The sequence below is a fragment of the Rhodospirillaceae bacterium genome (assembly GCA_016712715.1).
Lineage (GTDB): Bacteria > Pseudomonadota > Alphaproteobacteria > Dongiales > Dongiaceae > Dongia.
In genome coordinates this window covers 1,600,459-1,625,995 of sequence record JADJQM010000001.1, presented here as the reverse complement: position 1 = coordinate 1,625,995, position 25,537 = coordinate 1,600,459, and the positions used below count along the sequence as shown (strand labels likewise).

The window sequence follows — 25,537 nt, the reverse complement described above, 5'->3', positions numbered from 1 at the left end:
TTGAAAAAAACAGGAGAGGTATCATGACCAAGACCAAATGGATTAAACTGGCACAGGTGTCGATGCTCGCCTTGACCTTGTGCGGTGTGGCGGCCCTGGCCGGTGCACCTGCGGAAGCCAAGGACGTCAAGAAGCTTGCCATCCTGACGCCGGAAGACCCCACCGATTTCGGCTGGAACCAGCAAGGTTTCGATGCGGCCAAGCCCGTGGCCGAGAAGATGGGCATCGAGTTCATGCCGGCGACCGGCCTGGGATACGGCGACGTGCACCCGACCCTGCGCGAACTTGCTGACGACGGCGCGAGCCTGATGATCGCCCATGCCAGCGGCTACAATACCGCGGCACCGGAAATCGGCGCTGAAAAGGGTGTCGCCGTCGCCATCGTCGACAAACCCGACGCGATCAAAGCCGGCGAAGTCGCCGACTACACCCTGAGTGGCCATGAAGGCGCCTATCTCGCTGGCGTGCTCGCGGCCAAGACCTCGACCACCAAGTCGGTCGGCATCGTCGTCTCGGGTGAGCCGCCCTCATGGAACTCGCAATCGGCTGCCTTCGCCCAGGGCGTGCAGGCGACCGATCCGGCCGTGAAGATCCTCTATGCCGTCATCGGCCCGGCCGCCTATTCGGATGCGGCCGGTGGTCGCCGCGTCACTGAATCGGTGATCGGCGCCGGCGCCGATGTGATCTTCGGCCAGGGCGACGGTGCCACCTTCGGCATGCTGCAGGCGGTCGAGACGACCAAGTCGACCGGTGGCGGCAATGTCTGGTTCATCGATGTCATCGGCGACAAGACGTCGATCGACAAAGGCCATCTGCTGTCGTCGGTGGTCTGGAACCTGGTCCCGGTCTTCACCGCGATGGTCGAAGACATGAGGGCCGACAAGTTCGGCACCAAGGCCTATTCGATCCAGCTGGCCGATGATTCGGTTCAGCTCCTCAAGACCAAGCACATTGCCGACGATGTCTGGGCTTCGGTCAGCGACATCCGCAAGCAGATCGTGGACGGTTCCTTGAAGATCGCGCCGGTCTGGGAAGCCGACAAGGTCCGCGCGATGATGAGCTCGGTCACCGACGCGCCGGCTCAATAAGTCAGCCGGATTGGCCCATGAAGATGGACTCGCTACCAAGCCCGTTGCAAAGTGGCGAGATGACGAAAATCGAAACCACGTCTAACGCGGTTGGTGCAGGGGCAGGCAGCATGCCTGTCCCTGTCGCCGCCGTCCGCGACATCTGCAAGCGCTTCCCGGGCGTGATCGCCAATGACGACATCTCCCTGGACTTCAATGCCGGCGAGATCCATGTGCTGCTGGGCGAGAACGGCGCCGGCAAATCGACTCTGATCGGCATCCTCGCCGGCATGCAGCAGCCGGATTCCGGCGACATTCTGATCGACGGCAACAAGGTGCGCCTCGGCTCGCCGCGCGAAAGTCTCGACCAAGGCATCGGCACGGTGTTCCAGCACGTCTTGCTGGTCCCCAGCCTCACCGTGATCGAAAACCTGATGCTGGGCGGATCCTGGTGGCAGAAACTGGCGCGTGCGGCGGCGCTTGCCCGGTTCCGCGAACTCTCCGACCTCCTCGGCGTCAAGCTCGACCCCGATGCCTTGGTCGGCAAGCTGTCGCTGGGCGAGCAACAGCAGGTCGAGATCATGCGCGCCCTTTGGCGCGGCGAAAAGATCCTCATCCTCGATGAACCCACTTCAATGCTGACGCCGCAGGGTGTCCGTGACCTCGGCGAGGTCATGCGCCGGTTGCGCGCCAAGGGGGTGGCACTCATCCTCATCACCCACAAATTGGCCGAGGCCTATGAACTCGGTGACCGCATCTCCGTCCTGCGGCTGGGCCGCCTGGTCGGCGCGATCCAGCCGGATGAACGCAGGCAAATGAGTGAACAGCAGGTGACCGACAGCGTCATCGCCATGATGTTCGGGGCGGCGACGCCGACCGACGCCGCCGAGGCCGAGTTGCTGCTGGGTCGTGCCGAAGGTCGTCGTGCGCGCCGTCCGGTCGATCGCAGCGGCCGGCCGCGCCTTCATGCCACACAGCTCAGCACCGCCGCCGAGCGTGGTGCCTGTCCGCTGCACGACGTCTCCTTCGACCTCTGGCCGGGCGAAGTCCTTGGGATCGCCGGCATCGACGGCAATGGCCAGAAGCATCTTGCCGAAACGCTTGCTGGGCAGCGCAACGCGGTTGGCGGCACGATCATTCTCGATGGCCAGGATATCACGACCGCAGGCGTTCCGGCGCGGCGCAAGGCCGGCATCCGCTATGTCACAGACGAGCGGCTGGGCGAGGGCACTGTCGGCACTTTCTCGGTCGCCACCAATCTGCTGCTGAAGGAGATCGGCAGCGAACCCTTCTGGCGCCGCGGCATGACCGACTGGGGCCGCATCCACGATCATGCGCGGGAAAAGATCGAACACCATGACATCCGCACCCCCTCGGAGAAGACGCCGATCGGCAAATTGTCTGGCGGCAACATCCAGAAGGTGCTGCTGGCGCGCGAACTCGCCAATGATGCCGGTGTCGTCATCTTCAACAAGCCTACCTATGGGCTCGATCTGCAGAACACACGCCTCGCCCATGAGCGCATCGTCGAAAGCGCCCAGCACGGGCTTGGCACCATCGTGATCTCGACCGATCTCGATGAGCTGCTGGAGGTGAGCGACCGGATCGGTGTCATGTATCAGGGACATCTGGTCGGCATTGTCGAGAACGGCCCCGAGGTCGAGCTGGAGATCGGCAAGCTGATGACCGGCCAGACGATGGCCACGCGGGCGGCATCATGAGCGTCGACGCGGTGCGCCTTGCCCCTGACAGGACGCGCGAACATGTCGCCGCGGTGGCCCGCGTGCTGGTGCCGATCCTTCTGGCACTCGCCGTGGGTGGGGCGATCCTGCTGATTCTCGGCAAGAATCCGTTCACCTATTATGGTTACGTCGTGCAGCGCGGGCTGTTCAGTTGGGGCGGCCTGCAGGAAACCATGACGCGCATGGCGCCGCTGTTGCTGATTGCGGCCGGCCTCATTGTCGCCTTTCGCGCCGGCATCTGGAACCTTGGTGGCGACGGGCAATACCTGCTGGCGGCGGTGGTGACGGCCGCACTGGCACCGGCTTTGGTCGAGACGTTGCCGCGTGGCCTGACGCTCATCATCTGCATGTTGACCTCGATCGCCGTGGCAGCCGCCTGGTCGCTCATCCCGGCGCTGCTCAAGGCGCGTTACGGCATCAACGAGATCATCACCTCGCTGATGATGAGTTTTCTCGGTACCTCCTTTGCCAATGTGCTGGTGAAGTTGTTCTTCCGCGACCCCACCACGACAGTGCCGCAGACGCGCTCTTTGGACGTGGTCGATCGCTTGCCGCGCATCTTCGGCACCAATGTTCATAGCGGCATTCTCATCGCGCTCGCCGTCGTGATCCTGGTTCATCTCATGATGACGCGAACCGCCTTCGGGCTGCGCCTGCAGATTGTCGGCGCCAATCCGGCGGCGGCTGTCCATGCGGGCCTCAAGGTGGGCTGGCTTACCGTGGCGACCTTTGCCTTGAGCGCCGGCCTCATCGGCCTTGCCGGCTCGGTCGAGATTCTCGGTGTCTGGGGCACTGTGCGGGCCGATTGGAACCCGGCCTATGGCCTGCTCGTGGTGCCCTTGGTGTTCCTCGCCCGTTTCAACGGTATCGCCGTTATCGGCTTCGCCCTGTTCTTTTCCGTGCTGATGATCGGCGGCGAAAGCGCCTCGCGCCGCATCGGCGTGCCGCAGGATTTCGTCCTCATGCTGGTGGGTCTGCTGTTGGTGTTCCTGGCCCTGGTCGAGTATCTCGATCATCTGCGCCGCAAGCGGGCAGGGGTGTGAGATGAGCGAGCTTCTGACGCAACCTTTCCTGATTTCGCTGCTGTTTGGCGCCGTTACCGCCGGTGTGCCGCTGCTCTTAGCTGGGCTCGGCGAGCAGATCTCGGAAAAAGCAGGCGTCCTCAATATCGGCATCGAAGGCATGATGTTGTTCGGCGCCTATACGGGATTCGTCGCGGCCTTCTACACCGGCTCGTTCTGGTGGGGATTCATTGCTGGCGGTGCCGGCGGTATGGTTGTCGCAAGTATCGTCGTCCTGCTCTGCATCCGCCAAGGCCTCAACCAGATCGTGATCGGCATCGCGCTCACCATCGGTGTCGAGGGATTGACGGCACTCCTGCACTTTTTCCAGTTTGCCAAGACCTATCCACGGCTCGACAAGGCACCGGTGCTGGAAATTCCCGGCCTTGCCGGCATCCCCGTCCTTGGCCCCGCCTTGTTCAGCAACAACATCGTCGTCTATCTCGCAGTGGGATTGGTTGTGTTCCTGTCCTGGCTGTTCCGCAAATCCTATGTCGGCCTCAATCTCGAGGCCGCCGGCGCGAAGCCGGCCGCCCTTGACGCCGCCGGTATCAGCGTTGTGGCCACGCGCTCCGCAGCGGTACTCTCGACCGGCTTTCTGGCCGGGCTCGGCGGTGCCTATCTCGCCAATGTCGGTGCCGGCCTGTTCGTGCCCTTCATGACCCATGGTGCCGGCTTCATCGGCATCGTGCTTGCCATGCTGGCGCGCGGGCGGCCAGTCTGGGTGCTGCTCGGCGCCATCCTCTTTGGTGTCAGCCTCGCCATGACGACGGCGCTCCAGGTGGCTGGCGTCAATGTGCCGACCGATGTCGTGCAGATGCTGCCCTTTGCCATGGTGATGCTGGTGCTGGTGATCTTCGCGCGCCATTCGGTGCTGCCGCCGGCGCTCGGCCTGCCCTATGTGCGCGGTGATCGATAAAAGACAAGACGTCCAATCAATGGGAGGGTTGAACCATGTCCGACACGAAGGTCCATCTGCTCGACGGCGGCACTTTGGTGATTGATGGCTTTCATGCCTTCTGGAATCGCGGGCCGGGCGGCGAATTGCGCTTTCCCTGCTATTCCGTCCTGATCGATCATGCCGATGGCCGCTACATCTTCGACACGGGCTATGATTTCGATCACGTGATGCGGGTCCTGCCGTTCGAAAAACCGATCCAGGATGCCGGGCAGACATTGCCAGGCCAGCTCGCCAAACTCGGCCTCAAGCCCGAGGACATCAATTACGTCATCAACTCCCACTATCACTTCGACCATTGCGGCGGGAACAAGTACTTCACCAAGGCCTGCACCATCTGCCACGGTGCGGAACTCGATGCCTGCTCGCATCACCAGCCCTTCGAACATCTCGGCTATTCCGATCTCTCCTTCGCGCCGGACATTGCGACGGCCGCCGGCAAGACATTGCCGCCAGATCCGGTCCTGGATATGTACACGCCGAAGTTCCAGACCCTGAAGGGTGACCAGGAACTTGCCAAGGGATTGTGGCTGTTCGAGACACCGGGTCACACGGCAGGCCATTACAGCCTGATGGTGGAACTGAAGGGCCGGCGCCCGATGCTGTTCACGGCGGACGCCTGCTACAGCCAGAAGAACATGGACATGATGTGCATCTCGAGCTTCCACCTCGATCCGGTGGCCAGCCTCAAATCGATGCAGCGATTGAAGGACCTCGCCGCCAAATACGATGCCGAGCTGTTCTATTCGCACGATCCGGACAGCTTCAAGAATTACCAGACCGGGGCCAACTACTACGCGTGAGGCAAGTAGAAATCGTCATCCTCCGCCATCGCGGAGGATGACGAATCTGATGTTACCAGCGCACCATGCCGGCATCGACGTTGAGCGTCTGGCCGGTGATCCAATGCGCTTCGTCAGAGGCGAGGAACGCCACCGCCGGCACCACATCGTCCGGCTTGCCGTGGCCCTTGATCGCCTGCAGCATCTCGACGAAGCCGAAGGCTTCCTTGTGCGGGCTCTGCTGGACGCTCTCGGAATCGACCAGGCCCGGGGTCACTGAATTGGCCGTGATCTTGTAGGCGCCGAGTTCGGTCGCAAGTGCGCGGGTGAAGGTCAGCACGCCGCCCTTTGACGCCACGTAATGCGCCATGTTCGGCGTGCCGGCGAAGATCGAATTGGAGCAGAAATTGACGATGCGGCCGTAATTGGCCTTACGCATCATGTCCGACCCGGCTTTGCACATGAGGTAGAGGCCGTCGAGATTGACCCGCAGCACGCGGCGCCATTCCTCGAAAGTAAGGTCATCCCACTTCACGAAGGGTACAATGGCGGCGGCGTTGATCTGGACGTCGAGCTTGCCGAACTTCGCCACTTCCGCGAACAGTGCCGTGACCGAGGTGGGATCGCCGATATCGCAGGCGACACCGATCGACTTGCCGCCGATTTCGGCGGCTGTCTTCTTGGCACCGGCACCGTTGATGTCGGCGGCAATCACGGTGGCGCCTTCACGTCCCAGGCGCAAGGCGACCGCCTTGCCCATGCCTTGCGCCGCGCCCGAAACGACCGCCACGCGGCCTTCAAACCTGTGCATTCTCGTCTCCTTCAGCCTGTTTGGATTGTTATCTATGTGTTTCTGTTACGCCGCTTCGATCACCTGCAGCGCCGCATTGATACCGGCGCTGACATCGACCTTCCTGCCCAGCTTGCGCAGGGCGCCGCCCAATGCCGTGATGGCAACCACCGCATAGACCGGCTCCGCCACCAGGCCCATATGGCCGATGCGCAACAGCTTGCCCATCGTGTCGTTGCGTCCCGTCGAGAAGACCACGCCGAACATCTGGCGGGCGGCGTCGATGATGGCGGAATCGGTGACACCTTCGGGAATGCGCACGGCGGTCGTGGTCGGTGAGGCGATGCTCTCGGTCTTCGCCCAGAGTTGCAGACCCATGGCCAGCACGCCGGCGCGGGTGGCGCGCGCGGTCAGGGCATGGCGTTTCCAGACCTTCTCGGGTCCTTCGTCGAGATACTGGTCGAGGACCGCGTCGAAGCCATTCACCTCAGCGACCGACGGCGTGAAGGGGAAGGGCTTGTCATGGCGCCAGGCATCCTTCCAGTCGAGATAGGAAAGGATCGAGGCGCGTGGGGCCTTGGGATTGGCTTCCATATGCGCCCAGGCCCGGTCAGAGACGGCAATGAAGGTGATGCCCGGCGCGCCGCCCAGGCATTTGCCCGGGCCGGTGATGAAGACGTCCGCCTCGCAATCGCCCGGATGAATGTCCATGCCGCCGAAGGAGGAGACGGCGTCGACCAGCAGCAAAGCTCCATGGGCGCGCACGATCTTGCCGATCTCCCGCGCCGGATTGATGGTGCCGGACGGGGTGTCGTGATGCACCAGCGAGACAACCTTGATGTCGGGGCGCTGTTTGAAGGCGGCCTCAACGGCCGCCGGATCTATCGCCTCGTTGAAGGGCACTTCGATCTCGACCATGTCCTTATGGTACCGTGCGGACCAATATCCGAACCCCTTGCCGTAAACGCCGGAGGCCAGGTTGAGGACCGTGTCATTGGGCCCGATGAGCGAGGCGGCCGCCGCCTCGATGGCAGCCGCTGGTTCGACATGCAGGATCAGTGCCGGGTCCTTCACCTTCAGCGCTGTTGCCGCCTTCCTGGTGACGCCTTCGTAGAAGTGCTGGAAATATGGGTCGTAATCATAGGGAATGGGCCGCGACATGGCGCGCAGGACACGGGGGTAGGCGGCGACCGGGCCGGCCGAGAGGGTGACAACTGGTTCCTTGAGTTCAGCGGCGGCCATGATATGAAAGCTCCCCTTTTGGTTCGGCACGGTGTTTTTGGTTCAGGACATTCTAGACTCCGGCCCCGAAAAGTGAAAACAATATCCATCGCAATGATGGATTGGTCCGGTAAAAAAATGGCACCCGCATCGGCAGATTGGTTCGACTATCTGATAATTGGTGCGGGAACAGCCGGGGCGGTTTTGGCCGCCCGCCTCAGCGCCGATCCGACCGTGAAAGTAGGGCTGGTCGAAGCTGGCGGCGCGGCGCGCAATCCCATGATCCATGAGCCCGGCAAATGGCCGCTGCTGCAAGGGAGCGAGGTCGATTGGGCTTATCGCACAGTGCCGCAGGCCCATACCGCGAACCGCATCCATGACTGGCCGCGCGGCAAGGTGCTGGGCGGGTCGACGGCGATCAATGCCATGGCTCATGTGCGCGGGGCACCCGCGGATTTCGACAATTGGCAGTGCCCGGGCTGGTCCCACGCGGACCTGCTGCCCTATTTCGAGCGATCGGAGAATGGCCCGCTCCACCTCATCCGACCGCTGGATGCCAGCCCGGTGACCCGCGCCTATCTTGCGGCCGGCACCGAATGCGGCTTTGCCCCCATTGCCGACCACAATGCGCCCGGCATGGCCGGGCCCACGCTCAACACGCTCACCATCAAGGACGGCAAACGCCAGACCATCGCCGATGCCTATCTGCCGCTGACCGAAGGTCGCGTTAACTTCATGCTGCTTGCCAACACCCGTGTCCTCAGCCTCATCGTGGCAGGATCGCGCTGCATCGGCGCCCTGGTCGACGGGCCGACCGGACCCCGTGAAATCCGGGCCGAGGCGGGCGTCATTCTGGCGGCCGGTGCCATCGGCTCGCCGACGCTGCTGCTGCGCTCCGGTATTGGCCCCTCCGATGAGTTGATCAGCATCGGCATTCCGCCGCGCCATGATCTCCCCGGCGTGGGCAGGAACCTGCACGACCATCTTCTGTCGGGCGGCAATGTCTATGAAGCGAAACGCCCGGTGCCACCGTCGAAATACCAGAATTCCGAAGCGCTGATGTACCTGCCGCGACCCGGCAGCCATTCGCCTGTGCCGGAACTGGTGCTCGCCTGCGTCACAGCACCTGTGGTCACGGAATGTTTCACGGCCCCGCCCATAGGCAGTGCCTATACGCTCATGTTTGGCTTCACGCATCCCAGAAGCCGTGGCAGCCTGCGCCTTGCCAGCGCCGACCCGAACGCTGCCCCCCTGCTCGATCCCAACTACCTCGCCGATCCCTATGACCGCGCGGTCTATCTCGATGCGCTCGCCATGGCACAGGAGATCGGCTCGGCCAAGGCCATGGATGAGTGGCGCGCGCGGGAGATCCTGCCGGGACCGGCCCATGCCGACCGCGCCCGCTTCCTCGAGCAGGCGGCCTTTACGCATCATCATCCCGTGGGTACCTGCCGCATGGGAAGGGGGGCGGACGCCGTGGTCGACCTCGATCTCAAACTCCGCGGCCTCGACGGCCTTTATGTGTGCGATGCCTCGATCCTGCCCAGCATCACCACCGGCCCGGTCAACGCCGCCATCATTGCCATCGCCGAACGGGCCTCGGACCTGCTATTGGGAAGGCCGACCTCGCCCCCGCCGGGATGTGATCATGAAGCTTGTCGCCCTGTTGCTGACCCTCGCCCTTGCCGCCTGTGCCGCGTCGCCGGAAAGCCGTCGCGCGATCGTGCAGTTGACCAATACCGGCAGCGAGCCGCTCAGCTGCAAGATCATCTACGGCCACTGGGTCGAGCGCGACATGGGCCATCTGGCGCCTGGCACCACCTTCAACATTGCGCTGCGGCAATCCACCAGGGATCGCGCCCTCTATGTCAACCGCGACGACAATGAGCGCCAGATGATGATCGAGAACATCGTCTGCGGCCGCCTCACCGATTGGCGGGGCACGCTGGGGCAGGTTGATCTGGTGCGCGCGCGCCAGACGGATATTTCGCATCTCGAAGCCACTTGCGCCGCCCCGGCCGGAGCGGGCAGGGTAGCGTGCAACGTGACCGATCTCGGACTCTGAAGGATTCATGACCATGACCGACCTGGCGACAGTTCCGGCCCTGCTGCAAGGCGGCCCCGCGACGGCCGACGCTATCGGCGCGCCGGAGCGCCGCACCATGACGCGCGGCGAGCTCGTGGCGCTGGTGAACCGCATCGGCGGCGGCTTGCGTGCCATCGGCATCGGCCCGCAGGATGCGGTCGCCATCGTGGCTCCCAACGGTCCGGAAATGGCAGCACTCTTCGTGGCCGTGGCGAGCTTCGCCGTGGCGGCGCCGTTGAACGCCGCCTATCGTGGCGACGAATTCGATTTCTATCTCGGCGATCTCAATGCCAAGGCACTGTTGATCCTGGGCGGCGGCGATTCGCCCGCGCGCGAGGTGGCGGGCAAGCACAACATCCGGGTCATCGATGTGACGCCCGATCTCAGCGGTCCGGCTGGCGCCATGACCCTCTCCATTCCCTTTGCCGATCACGGCGCGCCCAACCCGTCGCCGGACGATGTCGCCCTGGTGCTGCACACCTCCGGCACCACCTCACGCCCCAAGATCGTGCCGCTTACCCAGCGCAACCTCGCGACCTCCGCCCGCAATATCGTGCGCACCTTGTCGCTGACACCGGCCGATCGCGCGCTGGTGGTGATGCTGCTCTTCCACAGTCATGGCCTCATCGCCGCCTTGCTTTCATCCTTTGCGGCTGGTGCCTCGGTGCATGTGCCGCCGGGCTTCAATGCGTTGAAATTCTTCGCCCAGCTCGACGAGGCCAAGGCCACCTGGTACACGGCCGTTCCCACCATGCACCAGACGGTACTCGCGCGCGCCGACCGCAACGCCGACGTGCTGGCGCGGCGCAAATTGCGCTTCATCCGCTCTTCGTCGGCGAGCCTGCCCCCGCAGGTGATGAAGCAGCTTGAGGAGACCTTCGGCTGCCCCGTCATCGAAGCCTATGGCATGACGGAAGCCGCACATCAGATGGCCAGCAACCCGCTCCCGCCGCGGCCGCGCAAGCCGGGTTCGGTTGGAATAGCGGCCGGCCCCGACGTTGCCATCATGGGGCTGGATGGCAAGCTGCTCCCTGCCGGTGAGGTAGGCGAGATCGTCATCAAGGGTGCGAATGTGACGCCGGGCTATGCCAACAACCCGAAGGCCAATGAAGAAGGCTTTCGCGACGGCTGGTTCCGCACCGGCGACCAGGGCACGATGGACGGCGAGGGCTATCTGCGCCTCACCGGCCGCCTCAAGGAGATCATCAACCGCGGTGGCGAGAAGATCTCTCCGCGCGAGGTCGACGACATCCTGATGGATCACCCCGCTGTAGCGCAGATCGTCACCTTCGGCATTCCGCATGACAAGCTGGGTGAGGAAGTAGGCGCCGCCGTGGTCCTCAAGGAAGGGCAGAGTGCCACTGAGAAGGAACTCCGGGACTTCGCGGCAACCCGCCTTGCCGATTTCAAGGTACCTAAGAAGATTCTCTTCCTTGCCGAGATCCCCAAGGGGGCCACCGGCAAGCTGCAGCGCATCGGCCTTGCGCAGAAGCTTGGCCTCGGCCCGGAAAGCGCAAAGCTGTGAAGGTTGCGATCTACGGTGCCGGTGCCATCGGCGGTCTCATCGGCGCGCACCTTGCCCGAACCGGGCAGGAGGTGACCCTCATTGCCCGCGGGCCACATCTCGCGGCGCTGAAGGAAAAGGGCCTGCATCTAACCGGCCATTCCGGCGACTTCACCGTGCATCCGAAAGCCACCGAGGATGCGCGCGAGGCCGGCCCGCAGGATTTCGTCATCGTCGCCCTTAAGGCCAATGCCGTGCCGGGCATTGCCGACAAGCTGGCGCCGCTGCTGGGTCCCGATACCGGCGTGGTGATGGCCGTCAACGGCGTGCCCTGGTGGTATTTCTACGGTGCCGAGGGATCGCTCAAGGATGCGCGTCTGCCTTCGGTCGATCCGGAGGACAAGCTCTGGCAGCTTGTCGGCCCGCAACGCGTCATCGGCTGCGTCGTTTATCCGGCAGCTGAGGTCGTGGCTCCCGGCCATATCCATCATGTCGAGAATGACCGCTTCTCCCTGGGAGAAGCGAGTGGCGTCAAGACCGAGCGGGTCGCGGCGCTCAGTGCCGCCTTCATCGCCGCCGGCTTCAAGGCGCCGGTGAAGCCAGACATCCGCACGGAGATCTGGGTGAAGCTCTGGGGCAATGTCGCCTTCAATCCGCTCTCCGCCCTCACGGGCGGCACCTTGGCGCGCATTTGCGGTGATGCCGACACCCGCGCCATCGCCAAGGCAATGATGTCGGAAGCAGAAGCGATCGCCTTGAAGCTTGGCGTCAAGATGCCGATCGATGTCGAAAAGCGCATCAACGGTGCGGCCGCCGTCGGCGAACACAAGACGTCGATGCTGCAGGATATTGAGCGCGGCCGTCCGATTGAACTCGATGCCATCGTCGGCGCCGTGCGCGATCTCGGCCGATTGGTCGACGTGCCGACACCCACCATCGACACGATCTACGCGCTGGTCAGGCAGAAGGTGCAATTGTTGGGATTGGTCTAAAGCTCAATCGTCATGGTCGGCGAAGGCCGACCATCCACGAGTTTGCCAACAGCATGAAGAAAGCAACTCGTGGATCCCCGCCTTCGCGGGGATGACGCACGAGTCGTGGCTACATCGTCGCGCCAATCTGCCATGGCACGAACTCGTTATCGCCATAGCCGAGCTGTTCGGATTTCGACTGCTCGCCGGAAGCCACGCGCAGGATCAGCTCGAAAATCTCCTGCCCCTTCTCCTGCACAGTGACGCCGTCGAGGATGTCGCCACAATTGATGTCCATGTCCTCGACCATGCGCTCGTACATCGGTGTGTTGGTGGCAAGCTTGATGGACGGCGTCGGCTTGCAGCCATAGGCCGAGCCGCGCCCGGTCGTGAAGCACAGAATGTTGGCGCCGCCCGCGACCTGGCCGGTGGCCGAGACGGGGTCATAGCCCGGCGTGTCCATGAATACGAAACCCTTGGCCGTCACCTGCTCGGCATATTCATAGACCGCGGTCAAGTTGGTGGTGCCGCCCTTGGCGGCTGCCCCCAGCGACTTCTCCAGAATGGTGGTAAGCCCACCGGCCTTGTTGCCGGGTGAAGGGTTGTTGTTCATCTCGCCGCCATTGCGCGCCGAATATTCTTCCCACCATTTGATGCGGCTGATCAGTTTTTCGCCGACATCGCGGTTGACCGCGCGGCGCGTCAGCAGATGTTCCGCACCATAAATCTCCGGCGTCTCGGAGAGAATCCCTGTGCCGCCATGCCTCACGATGAGATCGACCGCGGCCCCCAACGCCGGATTGGCGGTGATGCCGGAATACCCATCCGAACCGCCGCATTGCAGCGCCAGGATCAGCTCGGATGCCAAGATGGTCTCGCGCCGCACGTCATTGGCCTTGGGCAGCATGTCCTTGATGGCCGCGATGCCGGCCTCGATCGTCTTCCGCGTCCCGCCGGTATCCTGGATGGTCATGGTACGGAAGGTGTCGCTCTCGACGATGTTGTAGAGCTCCTTCATGCGGCTGATCTGGAACACCTCGCAGCCCAATCCCACCAGCAGAACCGCGGCAAGGTTCGGGTTGGTGGCATAGCCCCATTGCGTGCGTTTGAGGATATCGAAGCCTTCACCCTTCGACGCCATGCCGCAGCCGGTGCCGTGCACGAAGGGGATGACGCCGTCGATATTGGGGTAGTCATCGAGCATGCCGCTCTTGTTGACCGCCTCCGCCATGAAGCGCGCCACTGAGGCCGAGCAGTTTACCGAGGTGAGAATGCCGATATAATTACGGGTGCCGGATTTGCCGTTGGCACGGCGATAGCCCTGGAAGGTGGCGCGCGCTTCGACCGGCAGCACCTCGTCATTCTTGGCGCCGGCCGCGAATTGATAATCGCGGTCGAACGCACCCATGCCGGTATTGTGCTCGTGAATCCAATCGCCGGGCGCAATCGTCTCCGTGGCAAAGCCGATGATCTGCCCGAACTTCAAGACCGGCTGGCCGATCTCGATCGACGACACCGCCATCTTGTGACCCCGCGCGATGCGCGCATTGGCGGCGATGCCGCCGGCGGCTAGCGACCCTTGCGGAATCTCATCGACCGCGACGACGACGTTGTCGCGCGGAGAAAGGCGAATGGCGCGCGGCTCGGTCTTGACGGTGGTCATTTGGCTCATGGCTTTCTTTCCGGTGTTCTTAGCGCGATGCGGCTGTGAAATATGGCCCCGCGCGGCAAAAAGAGGTTGCGTTTCTGATGCGGCATTCTAACATGTTAGTATGAACTTGAAAGCAGAATCCTACGCGTTTTTGGGCGACGTCCGGGGCCAGACCCGGGGCGGTGCCACCGCGCGCGTGGTGGCGGCACTCCGCGAAGCCATTGTTTCGCTTGAGCTCCAGCCGGGAACCCAGCTCGACAAGGCGGCGCTCTGCCAGCGCCTCGGCGTCTCCCGTTTCCCCGTCTCCGAAGCGCTCTCCCGCCTGCAGGGCGAAGGGCTGGTCGAGATCCGCCCGCAAAGCGGCACGATCGTGTCGCTCATCCGGTTGGGCGATGTGCGCGAAAACCTGTTCCTGCGCCGGGCCCTTGAGAGCGAGGCCGTTCGCTCGCTCGCCCGTGAGATTCAGCCCGATGTGCTGGCAGCCCTCCAGCGCAACATCCGCTATCAGAAGGCCGCGGCCAGTGCCGGCGATCCGGCCGGTTTCCACAAGCTCGACCTTGAATTTCACGACATCATCTTCACGGCCCTGGGCTTTGACCGCGTCAAAGCCACCGTGGAAAGCGCCCGCATGGGCCTCGATCGCATCCGCCGGCTGCTCGCCTCGAAGCGCCGCCACAAGCTCACCTATGACGAACACGAAAAGATCGTGAAGGCGATCGTTGCCGGTGATGGCGAAGCCGCCGCTGCCGCCATGATCGCACATCTCGATGCCGTAATGGCGGAACTGCTGACCTTGGCGCACAAGCAACCGGAGATTTTCGCGGACAGGCCGAACGTGCCGATCAAGTCAGCGGCGCTGGCCGTGAAGGCTGAACCAAAGAAGCGGGCACAGCGATGATACCGACCAAGAATACGAACCCTCGCCCCCTTTGGGGGAGAGGGTAGGGTGAGGGGGCGGTTGGGACACACCTGGTATCGCCCCTCACCTCAACCCTCTTCCCGCCCGGAGGCGAATGCCGACCTTCGTCGGCGGGTCGGGACGAGGGGGCTGCCTTCAAATAGCAGCGCAGAAAAAATACGACAGGGGACCACGCAGTCATGAAATCGAAATCTTTCAAAGCGCCCTCCGGCGCGTTGCTCACCTTCACCGAACTCGGCTTCGGTACGGCGCCGCTCGGCAATCTGTTCCGCGCACTGCCGGAAGAGGAAGCGCAGGCGACAGCCCAAGCAGCGTGGGATGCCGGCATCCGCTATATCGACACGGCGCCGCTCTATGGCCTCGGCCTGTCGGAAACCCGCCTCAATCATTTTCTGCGGGGCAAGCCGCGTGACTCCTATGTGCTCTCCAGCAAGGTGGGCAGGCTACTGCAGGCCTGCCCGCCGTCGGAGCGCACCGGCATCGGCAAGTTCTTCGATACGCCTTCGCGGCGCGAGATCTACGACTACACCCATGATGGCATCATGCGGTCGCTCGAGGCCTCGCTTGAACGGCTTGGGTTGGATCGCATCGACATCCTGTTTGTCCACGACATCGACATCTTCAACCACGGCAGCGCCGCTGCTCGTGACGCGAAGGTGGCCGAACTGATGAAGAGTGGCTATGGCGCGCTTATCAAGCTGCGCGACCAGGGTGTCATCAAGGCCTTCGGCGCCGGCGTCAATGAATGGGAAGTGTGCGAAACCCTGGCCCGCCAAGGCGATTTCGACCTGTTTCTCCTGGCCGGCCGCTACACACTCCTCGAACAGGAAGCGCTGGGTTCCTTCCTTCCGCTCTGCGAGCAGCGCAAGATCGGCATTGTCATCGGTGGTGCCTACAACTCCGGCATCCTCGCGACCGGTGCCAGGCCCGGCGCCTTCTACAATTACGATCCGGCGCCGCAGCACATCCTGGACCGTGTAGCCGGCATCGAGAAAATCGTGACCAGCCACGGCGTGAAACTTGTCGAAGCGGCCTTGCGCTTTCCGCTGGTGCACCCGGCCGTGGTCAGCGTCGTTCCCGGCGCCAGCCGGCCGCAGGAAGTGGCGCTCAATATGCACACACTGGCAGCCGACATCCCCTCCGCCCTCTGGGCCGAGCTGAAGGCCAAGGGTTTCATCCGTCCCGAAGCGCCGGTGCCGCACGGTCTGGATCGGGGCGGCAAGTGAGGATCGACGCGCACCAGCATTTCTGGGCGCTCGCGCGCGGTGATTACGGCTGGATGGAGTCGAGCCCCCATCTCGCCCCGATCCGCCGCGACTTCGTGCCGGCCGATTTCGACACATATCGCCAGAAATACCAGATCGACCGCACGGTGCTGGTGCAGGCCGCCCCCAGCATCGAAGAAACCGAATACATGCTGGGCCTCGCCGATGCGACGCCTTGGATCGCCAAGGTCGTCGGCTGGGTCGATTGCGAGAATCCGGATCATCGTCGCCACCTCGAACGCTGGGCGGGCCATGCCAAATTCTCCGGTGTGCGGCCGATGATCCAGGACATCACCGATGTCGACTGGATGCTGCGCCCGGATGTGCAATGGGCCTATGACGCGGTCTGCGCGCTCGATCTCACCTTCGATGCGCTGGGCGTGCCCCGCCATCTCGGCAATTTCCAGCGCCTGTTCGACCGGTATCCCAAAATGCGCATCGTCATCGACCATTGCCTGAAGCCCGAAATCCGTAACGAGGTTTTTGATGCCTGGGCCGGCGCCATGGCAAAGATCGCCGCAAAGACACCGGTCTATTGCAAGCTCTCCGGCCTTGCTACCGAAGCGAAGCCCGACTGGAACGTCGCGACCTTGAAACCCTATGCCGAACACGTCATCAACAGCTTCGGTGCGGATCGTGTGATGTGGGGGTCGGACTGGCCGGTGGTCAATCTCGCCGGTGGCTACGATTCCTGGCGCAACGCTGCCGAAGCTCTGGTTTCGCCCGCCGACCAAGCCCGCATCTTCGGCGGCACCGCACAGGAGTTTTACCGGATTGCGTGATCGGCCGATCTTGATTGTTATTGCCGCATTGAACGCGTCTCCCTCTCCCCTTGCGGGAGAGGGTCGGGGTGAGGGGGAGCAACGAGTCGGCTGCCGCCACCCCCTCACCGCTCGGCTCAACGCTCGCCGCCTCTCCCGCGAGGGGAGAGGCTAAGAAAGGAATTCCATCGTGACAAACAGACTAGCCGGCAAGATCGCCCTGGTGACGGCAGCGGCCCAGGGCATCGGCGAGGCCACCGCCCGCGCCTATGCCGCGGAAGGGGCGACCGTCATCGCGACCGATATCTCCGCTGCCAATCTCGAAAGGCTGAAGGGTGTCGCCAACATCCGCACCCACGTGCTCGATGTGACCAAGGCAGACGCGATCGCGGCGCTTGCCAAGGAAGAACCGCGCATCGACGTGCTCTTCAACTGCGCCGGTTTCGTCCATAGCGGCACCATCCTTGAATGCGAAGAGAAGGATTGGGATTTCAGCTTCGACCTCAACGTGAAGTCGATGTATCGCCTGATCCGTGCCGTGCTGCCGGGTATGCTCGATCGCGGCAAGGGCTCGATCGTCAACATGTCGTCGGTTGCCTCGTCTCTGATCGCCGTTCCCAATCGTTTCGTCTACGGCGCCAGCAAGGCGGCGGTGATAGGCCTCACCAAATCCGTGGCGGCGGATTTCGTCACCAAGGGCATTCGCTGCAACGCGATCTGCCCCGGCACGGTGGAAAGCCCGTCGCTGCAGGACCGCATGCGCGCGGTTGGTGAAACGATGGGGGGCGATTACGACAAGGCGCGCGCCGCCTTCATTGCCCGCCAGCCGATGGGGCGCCTTGGCACGCCCGAGGAGATCGCCGCCGTTGCGGTCTTTCTTGCCAGCGACGAATCTGCTCTTATGACCGGAACAGCCCTGACCGTCGATGGCGGCTGGACCAACACCTGAGGAATGCGATGAAACTCCTACGTTATGGCGCCGCTGGCGCCGAAAAACCCGGCCTGCTCGACAAGGACGGCCATATTCGCGATCTGTCGCAGCATGTGCCGGACATCGCCGGCGCAGTCCTGTCGCCGGACAGTCTTGCGCGCCTGAAAGCGCTCGATCCCAACTCGCTGCCCAAGGTCGAGGGTTCGGTGCGCTATGGCGCCTGCGTGGGCAAGATCGGCAAGTTCATCTGTGTCGGCCTCAACTATTCGGATCACGCCAAGGAAACCGGCGCCGAGCCGCCCAAGGAACCGATCCTGTTCATGAAGGCGACCAGCGCTGTCTGTGGTTCCAACGACAACGTCATGATCCCGCGCAACTCGGTGAAGACCGATTGGGAAGTCGAGCTCGGCGTCGTCATCGGCCGTGAGGCGCGCTATGTGGATGAGAAGAGCGCCCTCGACTACGTCGCCGGTTACTGCGTCATCAACGACGTCTCCGAACGCGCCTTCCAGACTGAGCGGGGCGGCCAATGGGTGAAGGGCAAGTCCGCCGACACCTTCGGTCCGACCGGCCCCTGGCTGGTGACCAAGGACGAGGTGCCGGATCCGCAGAATCTTGCTATGTGGCTCGATGTCGATGAGAAGCGCTACCAGAACGGCTCCACCAAGACGATGATCTTCGGTGTCGCGCATCTGGTGCACTACATCTCGCAATTCATGTCCTTGCAGCCGGGCGATGTCATCTCGACCGGCACGCCGCCCGGCGTCGGTCTCGGCCAGAAACCGACCCCGATCTACTTGAAGCCGGGTCAGGTCATGCGGCTTGGCATTGCTGGCCTCGGCGAGCAGCGCCAACAGGTCATCGCGACCCCGTAAGATGTTCCTCTCCTGCGGCTCAGCCCTGTTCGATTGTTTTTCGTCGCCGACCGGCAGCCCGGCTACCATTCGCTTGGATGGCCGGGCCGGCGGATCGCCACTCAATATCGCCGTCGGCTTGGCGCGCCTGGGTCGGCGTGTCGGCTTCTTCACCAAGAATTCCTCTGACATTTTTGGTCAGCGCATTCTGGCCTACCTCAAGCAGGAAGGCGTCGATACCAGCCTCATCGTGCCAACGGAACGGAACTCCACACTGGCCATGGTCGAGCTCGACCAGACCGGCAGTGCTCGCTACGTCTTCTATACGGAAGGAACCGCCGACCGCTCTTTGACGCTGAGTGAATTGCCCCCTCAATTGCCGGCAGAAATCCGGGCCGTTCATATCGGTTGCTATACGACCGCGACCGAGCCCAGCGCCACCGCTCTGGTTGCCTTGGCCAAGCGCGAAAGGGAGCGTCGCTTTATCTCTTATGACCCCAATGTGCGGCCATCGATCGTCTCCGATCTCGATGTGTGGCGCGGCCGCATCGCCACCATGTCCGGCACGGCGCATCTCCTGAAGCTGAGTTCGGAAGATGCTGGGTTGCTCTTTCCAGGACAATCGCTCGAACATCTGGCGCAGGATTGGATCCGGGCCGGCGTTCGCCTCGTCATCGTCACCAAGGGCGGCGAGGGAGCCTTGGCCTTCACCGGCCATGGCTGCAGCGCCTCCGTGCCCGGCGTTCATGTCAATGTCGTCGATACCGTGGGGGCGGGCGACACCTTCCAGGCCGCAACGCTCGCCTGGCTCGAGAAGCACGATGCCCTGGGTGGTGCCGAGGCGGCCGATCTCGATTCCGACGCCTTGCGCTCGTTGCTATCCTTCGGCGCCAGGGCTGCCGCGATCACCTGCAGCCGGCGCGGTGCCGACTTGCCGTTCGCGGCTGACCTCAAGGAACTGCTATGACCTATCGTCTCTTCATCGACAGTGCCCATGCGGGCGATTGGAAGATCGGCCTGGGTCGCGGCTGGCTCCACGGCGTCACCACGAACCCGCTTATCATCTCGCGGGCAGGCAAGAAGGTCTACATGCCCACCGCCGCCCAGTTAGTGGCCGATGCGCGCGAAGCCTGCATCGCAGAACTTCAGTTGCAGGTAACATGGCACAGCGCCCCAGAGCTTCTCGCTAACGGCCGAGCGCTGCGCAATCTGTGGCACTGCGTCACCGTGAAGGTTCCCGCAACCGGCATCGGTTTCGAAGCCGCGGCGGCCCTTTGCCGCGAGGGCGTGCCGGTGACAATCACTGCTTGCTACACCGCACACCAGACCATGCTGGCCGCCAGCATCGGCGCGCAATATGTGGCGCCCTATTATGGCCGCATGCTGGATGCCGGCATCGATGCGGATGCCAGGCTGGATGCGATGCTGAGTATTGGCAACCGCCGCAATCTCCGTGTCCTGGTCGCCAGCATCCGCTCGATCGATCAGTTGGAGACGTTGACAGCGCGCGGATTTGATACCTTCACCGTGACCCCCGCGCTGGCCGCGGAGATGGGGCGGGATGCGCAAAGCGAGGGGGCGGCGACCGATTTCATGCGAGCAGCCGACGAGTCCCTGAAATAGTCGCCGAACCTGAATACCTGTTCAACTGTTGAATGGTAATTCAGTCTGGAGCGACTGTCTGGCCCGGCTCAATCCCAGCTCCAGAATCCGGTTGAGAAGGTCCGGATAGGGCAACCCGTCATGGGCCGCCGCCGCGGCGAACTCCTCCTTCGAGGCGATTTCGGGATTCGGGTTGGCTTCCAGGAAATAGGGGACCCCCTCGGCGGTCAGACGGAAGTCGATGCGGTTATAGCCGTCAAGTTCCAGGGTCGTGCAGATGCGTTTCACGATGCGCTGGATGCGACGTTCGATTTCCGGTGAGAGATTTTCAGCCTTGCCGTAGAAGACACCGCGCTTCTCCTGATAGTCGAGGTCGTGCTTCAACTTCTCGGTGGCAACCGTCAGTTTGCCTTGCGCATCCTCACCGAATTGCAGTTCCCACACGGGCAGCACGCGCAAGCGGTGATTGCCGAGGACACCGACGTAAAGTTCGCGGCCATCGATGAACTGTTCGGCGATCGCATCGGTGCCGACGCGTTCATGCACAAATCTGACGCGTTCGGCGAGTTTCTCATCGCTGTCGACGACCGACGCCTGGGCAATGCCGACGGAGGAATCCTCGGTGAGACTCTTCACGATGAGCGGAAAGCCGAGCTTGGACGGGCGCTTGATCTTGCGGCCAATCTGGAAAACGGCGAAGGCTGGTGTAGGGATGCGATGATAGGAGAGCAGTTTTTTCGAGAGCGCCTTGCCGCGCGCCAGCATCAACCCGCGCGGATTGCAGCCGGTATAAGGCATGCGCAGCAATTCCAGATAGCTCGCCACATTCTGGTCATAGGCGGTTTCGCCATGGAACTGTTCGAGGAGGTTGAAGACAACATCCGGTTTCCGCTCTTCGATCGCCTCGCGGATCGGGCGCAGCTCGTGCTGCACGCCGATCGCGGTGACTTCATGGCCGGAGGCGCGCAAGGTGGAGATGACGTCATATTCCGTTTTCCACACATGCTTTTCCTTTTCGCTGTAGCCCTTCAGCGAATCCGGCGGCGTGAAATCCGGATGCATCAGCACCAGGACGCGAAGTGACTTCATGGCTGAACCCAAAGGAGGATTTTATTAAAGTGCGAACCATTCCCGACGCGACGGGCTATAGAGGGAATGTACCGTTTTTGCGGTTAACAGAACGATAAAATCCATCATCAATTGCCGCTGATTCCCGGGGGCGCGCAATTTGAGCGCGCGGCAGCGCGCGATCATCGAGTCGAGGACGGCGTCGAGGGTGAGCTGATACTCACCAGTCCAGCGTGCCACGACGCGCCGGATATGGTTGCGGTTGAGGCGTAGGAAGGTCGATGCCAAAGGTGCCCGCCGCTGTTTTGCGTCGGCACTGAAGAGCGTCAGCAGCTCGCGGTCATATTTCGACGATGTCTCGCTGACATAGAGTGCCTGCTTCCGGGCGTAATGTTCATCCAGGGTCTGCTTCAGCGTACTCAACGGATCGACCAACAGCTTCTTGGTGAGATGCGGCTTCTCGCCGGCAATCTCGGCCATCAGTTCATCGACATATTCGAGCTTCCGGAGCGCCGGCCAATCGGCATAGCGTTTGCGCCAATCGGAACGCGGTCGCAGCCATACCGCAAAGGTCTCGGCAAAATCCTCATCCGGATGGCTCTGCGCGTACCACAGTCGGAGATGCTGGACGTAATTCTTGCTGGCGGGATTGGGTCGGTAGTAATGCGGATAGGTGGTGGAGGAGCGGCCGAACACGGCCTGCCAGCGCCGCCGCCGGTGCAATTGGAAGGCGTGCTGTACGACATGGCCCGCCTCGTGGCGGAGGATGCGCATGCATTCCGGGACAGTGCCGCCTTCGACATCAATGATCTTCTTGCGCTCAAGGCGCACGAGGCGCGGATGCGCGAGGTAGAAGGGGATGGCGATCCCCGGCGTGGTATCCGGGCTGAACCACTCATCTGAAATCCAGGCATGGGGGCGAATGCGCAGGTCGCGTTCCGATAGCTCGTCGTAGAGGCGATGCAGGCAGGATTCCAGCCAGGTACCCTCAACAGATACTTTGAGGTCCTTGAGACGCAGCTGCAAAAGCTCTGAATCCGGCAGTGTTGCCCAGGCGAACCGACCCGCCATGATACTCCGATACTGAAGACGTGGGTTGTCATGAAGATAGTGGCATCCGATCCCAGAGCTGGCAAGTTCCACCCGTATCGGATGATTTGGCAACCTTTCAACGCCTTGCCGGTTTCCTCCCCTTAGGTCGGGCCGTGATCCGGCCATAGTCATGATCGGGTTGCCCGTGAAACGAATAGTCCGTCTTTTACTTGGCTTTCTGGCTGTGCTGCTGCTGGTCCTGCTGGGTGGGATCATCTGGTTGACGAGTGCCGATCTGAAGCCTTGGGCCGAACAGGCCGCCAGCGACGCACTCGGCCGCAAGGTGACGGCCAAAGAACTGACGATCACCTGGCGCGACCCGCTGCATATCGAGCTTCGTGATCTCCGGATTGCCAATACGCCGTGGGGCAGTGTCCCGGAGATCATTACGCTGAGCAGTTTCAGTGCCGATGTCGACCCATGGTCGTTGTGGGATGGTACGCCGCTATACCATCACCTTCGCGCCCAGGGGCTCGTGGTGGTGCTGGAACGGGATAAGAAGGGTGTCGGCAATTGGAAGTTCGGCAGTACCGCCGCACAAGATGTCGGCTCAACAGAAGGCGGCTCGAAACAGGGTGGCTTCGCCCTCATCCCGAAAAACCGCACGCAGTTCCCGACTCTGCTCGACATGGCGCTCAGCGATGCACTCATCACCTATCGGACCTATCGTGGCAATATCCTGCGGATCAAGCTCGACAATGTCGCCATTATGTCGGAAGGGGAAAATACCCCGGTCAGCCTGAAGGCAGCCGGCGCCTATAACAACACCCCCCTCATCCTTGACGCGAAGACGCAATCCTTCACCGTGCTGCGCGATGCCGACACACCATTTGGGGCGATCTTCAGCCTAGCGGGTCGAACCGCACGGCTCGATTTCGACGGGACGATGATGGAGCTACTCGATTTCGAGGGTGTCGACGGCCAGATGAATCTGAATGCGCCGAAGCTTGGCAATCTACTCGCTGCCTTCGGTGCGGAGGTTGCAGCCGACTATCCCTTGCAGGTCGCCGGTCATCTGACCCGGCAAGGAGACCATTGGGAACTGACCGGGGCCAAGGGCAAGATTGCCGACAGCAATTTCAACGGTACTTTCATTCTGGATGAAGGCAGTCGCGGATCACCGGACAGTATCGCGGCAGATCTTGCCGTCAATACGCTCGACCTCGACCGCCTCATAACGGCGCAGCCGGAAAAGAAGGCCGTGAGCTTCATGGAGACGTCGCTCAAGGTGCCGCAGGATAGCGGCGCCACCATCAAGGCCAAGATCGAGGCGCAGCACGTCATCTATGGCAAGCTCCAATTGGCCGAGGCCGCGCTGGAGGGTTCCATCGATGAGAACGAGATCAAGCTGCGCAAACTCAGCTTTGCCTATGCGGGCGGCCGGTTCTCCGGTGCGGGAGACCTCAAGACGACCGACGGTGATACCAGCCTCCATCTCGATGCCACTCTCGACGGTGTCGATGCCGACCGACTGGCACAGGAACTCGGCGCAGAACCGGGCGACCTCGCGGGGAAGGTCGATGGTGCCGTCACACTCAACATGCAGGGTGAGACTATTGGCGCGGGGCTGCGCCGAAGCGAGGGAGCTGCAATCCTCACCATGCGAAATGGCAGCATCAAGCGATCTATCATCGAGATGGCATCGACCGATCTTCGCGCCTTGTTTCGTGAGCGAGAGGGATCGTCGCCGATCGGCTGCCTGGCCGGAATCGTTGCCATGAAGGACGGCATGGCCAGCTTGTCACCACTGCGACTTGAAACCAAGGATGCTACCTTGGTCGGCAGCGGCACCATCGATCTGATCAAGCAGCAGGTCGACATAGGGGCCAAATCGGAACGGGCTTCGACGGGCTTCTTCGCCCTCGATCTGCCGCTCAAAGTGTCCGGTCCCTTCGACAATCTTCGGGCCGGCCTTGCCGGCGATGCGGATAAGGCCTGGCAGCCGGCAGCCGCGCCAGACATGGCGAAGCTGGCCCCCGCCATCCGACGCCTCGCAACCGAGAATCCCTGTATAAATTAGGCATAAATGCGACCACCTATCGCGCTCCAGGTCATGGACTTTGGGCTTTGCCAGGGCTAAAACCTCGGCCCAGGAACTGGTTTGGAGTTATCATCATGTCGCATTCGGTGCTCAACGGTCGCGCGGTGGCGGAGACCATGCTGGCGCAGACGCGCAGTCAGGTCGCCGACCTGAAAGCCACCGGCTGGGCGCCGCGGCTCTGCTCCATCTCGGTAGGTGATGTCAGTGCCGTGCAACTCTATGTGCGCAACCAGAAGCGCACCGCCGACAAGGCCGATATCCAGTTCGAGGAGATGCATTTCCCGGCGGACATCCACCAGGAGCAGTTGCTGGCGGCGATCCACGGCATGAATGCCGACCCGCGCGTGACCGGCATCATCCTGCAGCGCCCGGTTCCGGCCCACCTCTCGATCAAGCAATTGCAGGGCGCCATCCATCCGTTGAAGGATGTCGAAGGCATGCATCCCGCGTCGATCGGCAACATTGTCTATAACGAGCTGGAACTGGGGCCTTGCACCGCCATGGCCTCGGTCGAACTGTTGCGCCAGACGGGCCTCTCCCTCGCCGGCCTGGAAGTCGTCGTGGTCGGCCATTCCGAGATCGTCGGCAAGCCGATCGCCTTCCTCCTGATGGCGGAAGGTGCCACGGTCACCGTCTGTCATCACATGACCAGGAACCTGTCAGTCCATAGCCGCCGCGCCGATGCGCTGTTCGTTGCGGTGGGGAAACCCGGTCTCATCAATGCAGAGATGGTGAAGCCGGGCGCTGCCGTCATCGATATCGGGATCAATCAGGTGACCTTGCCGGACGGGTCGACCAAGGTCGTGGGCGACGTTGATTTTGGCTCCGTTTCGAACATTGCGGGCTGGATCACCCCGGTGCCGGGCGGAGTGGGGCCTGTCACGGTCGCCGTGCTCATGCGCAACGCCGTCATCGGGGCCACGCGCCAGAAGAACCATTATGAAAGCCTGTTCGGACCGGCGCATCAGGCGGGTCAGTAACGTGAAATCACCTTGCGTCGACGTGTGCAAGTTCGACGGCCGTACCGGCTGGTGCCTGGCCTGTGGTCGTACCAAGGAGGAGTGTCGCGGCTGGAAGAAGTCCTCCCGCCCGCGGCAAATGGCGCTCAGCGCGGATTTGCCACGCAGGCTGGCGAAACTAGAAGCGCGGGACGGCAAGTAGCTGGGGGCGG

At 62.6% G+C, this 25,537-nt stretch carries 24 protein-coding genes; 19 read left to right on the top strand and 5 right to left on the bottom strand.

What is annotated here, in order from left to right; translation table 11 throughout:
- Positions 1-23: 23 nt before the first annotated feature.
- From IPK59_07925 to IPK59_07905, 5 genes are all read left to right on the top strand, one after another.
- Positions 24-1,088 (top strand): BMP family protein, encoded by a 1,065-nt coding sequence (locus IPK59_07925; protein MBK8158686.1) that lies wholly within the window; start codon positions 24-26, stop codon positions 1,086-1,088.
- Between the two features lie 110 nt (positions 1,089-1,198).
- Positions 1,199-2,788 carry an ABC transporter ATP-binding protein gene (locus IPK59_07920; protein ID MBK8158685.1) on the top strand — a complete coding sequence of 530 codons (1,590 nt, stop codon included), beginning with the start codon at positions 1,199-1,201 and terminating at the stop codon, positions 2,786-2,788.
- On the top strand, positions 2,785-3,852 hold the full coding sequence (locus IPK59_07915) for an ABC transporter permease (protein ID MBK8158684.1): 1,068 nt from the start codon (positions 2,785-2,787) through the stop codon (positions 3,850-3,852). The genes IPK59_07920 and IPK59_07915 overlap by 4 nt, the downstream gene beginning before the upstream one ends.
- 1 nt (position 3,853) lies before the next feature.
- Positions 3,854-4,789 carry an ABC transporter permease gene (locus IPK59_07910; protein ID MBK8158683.1) on the top strand — a complete coding sequence of 312 codons (936 nt, stop codon included), beginning with the start codon at positions 3,854-3,856 and terminating at the stop codon, positions 4,787-4,789.
- Positions 4,790-4,824: 35 nt separating this feature from the next.
- The gene (locus tag IPK59_07905) at positions 4,825-5,631 is read left to right on the top strand and encodes an N-acyl homoserine lactonase family protein (GenBank protein ID MBK8158682.1); all 807 of its coding nucleotides are present in this window, start codon (positions 4,825-4,827) and stop codon (positions 5,629-5,631) included.
- Positions 5,632-5,683: 52 nt separating this feature from the next.
- Here the strand turns inward: IPK59_07905 and IPK59_07900 are convergent, their stop codons facing one another.
- Positions 5,684-6,421, bottom strand: a complete 738-nt coding sequence (locus IPK59_07900) for an SDR family oxidoreductase (GenBank protein MBK8158681.1) — start codon at positions 6,419-6,421, stop codon at positions 5,684-5,686.
- A gap of 45 nt (positions 6,422-6,466) precedes the next feature.
- A complete protein-coding gene (locus IPK59_07895) occupies positions 6,467-7,642 on the bottom strand; it encodes an alanine--glyoxylate aminotransferase family protein (protein ID MBK8158680.1) in 1,176 nt (391 codons plus the stop codon).
- Between the two features lie 117 nt (positions 7,643-7,759).
- Between IPK59_07895 and IPK59_07890 the strand changes: the two genes are divergently transcribed.
- Genes IPK59_07890 through IPK59_07875 form a run of 4 tightly spaced genes read left to right on the top strand, consistent with a single transcriptional unit; the run spans position 7,760 to position 12,203 of the window.
- Complete coding sequence (locus IPK59_07890; protein ID MBK8158679.1) at positions 7,760-9,508, top strand: GMC family oxidoreductase N-terminal domain-containing protein; 1,749 nt, start codon at positions 7,760-7,762, stop codon at positions 9,506-9,508.
- A 7-nt stretch (positions 9,509-9,515) separates the two neighbouring features.
- Positions 9,516-9,686, top strand: coding sequence for a hypothetical protein (locus IPK59_07885; GenBank protein MBK8158678.1), 171 nt, complete (start codon positions 9,516-9,518; stop codon positions 9,684-9,686).
- A 13-nt stretch (positions 9,687-9,699) separates the two neighbouring features.
- Positions 9,700-11,232: an AMP-binding protein gene (locus IPK59_07880; GenBank protein MBK8158677.1), complete on the top strand. Its 1,533-nt coding sequence runs from the start codon at positions 9,700-9,702 to the stop codon at positions 11,230-11,232.
- Complete coding sequence (locus IPK59_07875) at positions 11,229-12,203, top strand: 2-dehydropantoate 2-reductase (protein MBK8158676.1); 975 nt, start codon at positions 11,229-11,231, stop codon at positions 12,201-12,203. Before IPK59_07880 ends, IPK59_07875 begins: the two co-directional genes overlap by 4 nt.
- A 109-nt stretch (positions 12,204-12,312) precedes the next feature.
- On the opposite strand, the gene IPK59_07870 is transcribed toward IPK59_07875, so the two are convergent.
- On the bottom strand, positions 12,313-13,854 hold the full coding sequence (locus IPK59_07870; GenBank protein ID MBK8158675.1) for an altronate dehydratase: 1,542 nt from the start codon (positions 13,852-13,854) through the stop codon (positions 12,313-12,315).
- A 100-nt stretch (positions 13,855-13,954) separates the two neighbouring features.
- On the opposite strand from IPK59_07870, the gene IPK59_07865 reads away from it, so the two are divergent.
- From IPK59_07865 to IPK59_07835, 7 genes are all read left to right on the top strand, one after another.
- A complete protein-coding gene (locus IPK59_07865; GenBank protein ID MBK8158674.1) occupies positions 13,955-14,731 on the top strand; it encodes a GntR family transcriptional regulator in 777 nt (258 codons plus the stop codon).
- Positions 14,732-14,931: 200 nt separating this feature from the next.
- Positions 14,932-15,978 (top strand): aldo/keto reductase, encoded by a 1,047-nt coding sequence (locus tag IPK59_07860; protein MBK8158673.1) that lies wholly within the window; start codon positions 14,932-14,934, stop codon positions 15,976-15,978.
- Positions 15,975-16,799, top strand: coding sequence for an amidohydrolase family protein (locus tag IPK59_07855; protein MBK8158672.1), 825 nt, complete (start codon positions 15,975-15,977; stop codon positions 16,797-16,799). Before IPK59_07860 ends, IPK59_07855 begins: the two co-directional genes overlap by 4 nt.
- 169 nt (positions 16,800-16,968) lie before the next feature.
- On the top strand, positions 16,969-17,727 hold the full coding sequence (locus IPK59_07850; GenBank protein MBK8158671.1) for an SDR family oxidoreductase: 759 nt from the start codon (positions 16,969-16,971) through the stop codon (positions 17,725-17,727).
- An 8-nt stretch (positions 17,728-17,735) separates the two neighbouring features.
- Positions 17,736-18,584, top strand: a complete 849-nt coding sequence (locus tag IPK59_07845) for a fumarylacetoacetate hydrolase family protein (GenBank protein ID MBK8158670.1) — start codon at positions 17,736-17,738, stop codon at positions 18,582-18,584.
- Position 18,585: 1 nt separating this feature from the next.
- Positions 18,586-19,530, top strand: a complete 945-nt coding sequence (locus IPK59_07840; protein MBK8158669.1) for a carbohydrate kinase — start codon at positions 18,586-18,588, stop codon at positions 19,528-19,530.
- Positions 19,527-20,186: a transaldolase gene (locus IPK59_07835; protein ID MBK8158668.1), complete on the top strand. Its 660-nt coding sequence runs from the start codon at positions 19,527-19,529 to the stop codon at positions 20,184-20,186. The genes IPK59_07840 and IPK59_07835 overlap by 4 nt, the downstream gene beginning before the upstream one ends.
- Before the next feature lie 21 nt (positions 20,187-20,207).
- On the opposite strand, the gene IPK59_07830 is transcribed toward IPK59_07835, so the two are convergent.
- Together IPK59_07830 and IPK59_07825 are read right to left on the bottom strand one after the other, a co-directional pair.
- Entirely contained in the window at positions 20,208-21,254 is a 1,047-nt protein-coding gene (locus tag IPK59_07830) for an ATP-grasp domain-containing protein (GenBank protein MBK8158667.1), read from the bottom strand.
- A gap of 24 nt (positions 21,255-21,278) precedes the next feature.
- Entirely contained in the window at positions 21,279-22,307 is a 1,029-nt protein-coding gene (locus IPK59_07825; GenBank protein MBK8158666.1) for a putative zinc-binding metallopeptidase, read from the bottom strand.
- A gap of 163 nt (positions 22,308-22,470) precedes the next feature.
- Between IPK59_07825 and IPK59_07820 the strand changes: the two genes are divergently transcribed.
- The 3 genes from IPK59_07820 to IPK59_07810 all read left to right on the top strand — a co-directional run bounded on the left by IPK59_07820 (position 22,471) and on the right by IPK59_07810 (position 25,527).
- On the top strand, positions 22,471-24,345 hold the full coding sequence (locus IPK59_07820; GenBank protein ID MBK8158665.1) for an AsmA family protein: 1,875 nt from the start codon (positions 22,471-22,473) through the stop codon (positions 24,343-24,345).
- Between the two features lie 95 nt (positions 24,346-24,440).
- Positions 24,441-25,346: a bifunctional 5,10-methylenetetrahydrofolate dehydrogenase/5,10-methenyltetrahydrofolate cyclohydrolase gene (locus tag IPK59_07815; protein MBK8158664.1), complete on the top strand. Its 906-nt coding sequence runs from the start codon at positions 24,441-24,443 to the stop codon at positions 25,344-25,346.
- Complete coding sequence (locus IPK59_07810; protein ID MBK8158663.1) at positions 25,306-25,527, top strand: DUF1289 domain-containing protein; 222 nt, start codon at positions 25,306-25,308, stop codon at positions 25,525-25,527. The genes IPK59_07815 and IPK59_07810 overlap by 41 nt, the downstream gene beginning before the upstream one ends.
- The last annotated feature ends 10 nt before the right edge of the window (positions 25,528-25,537 follow it).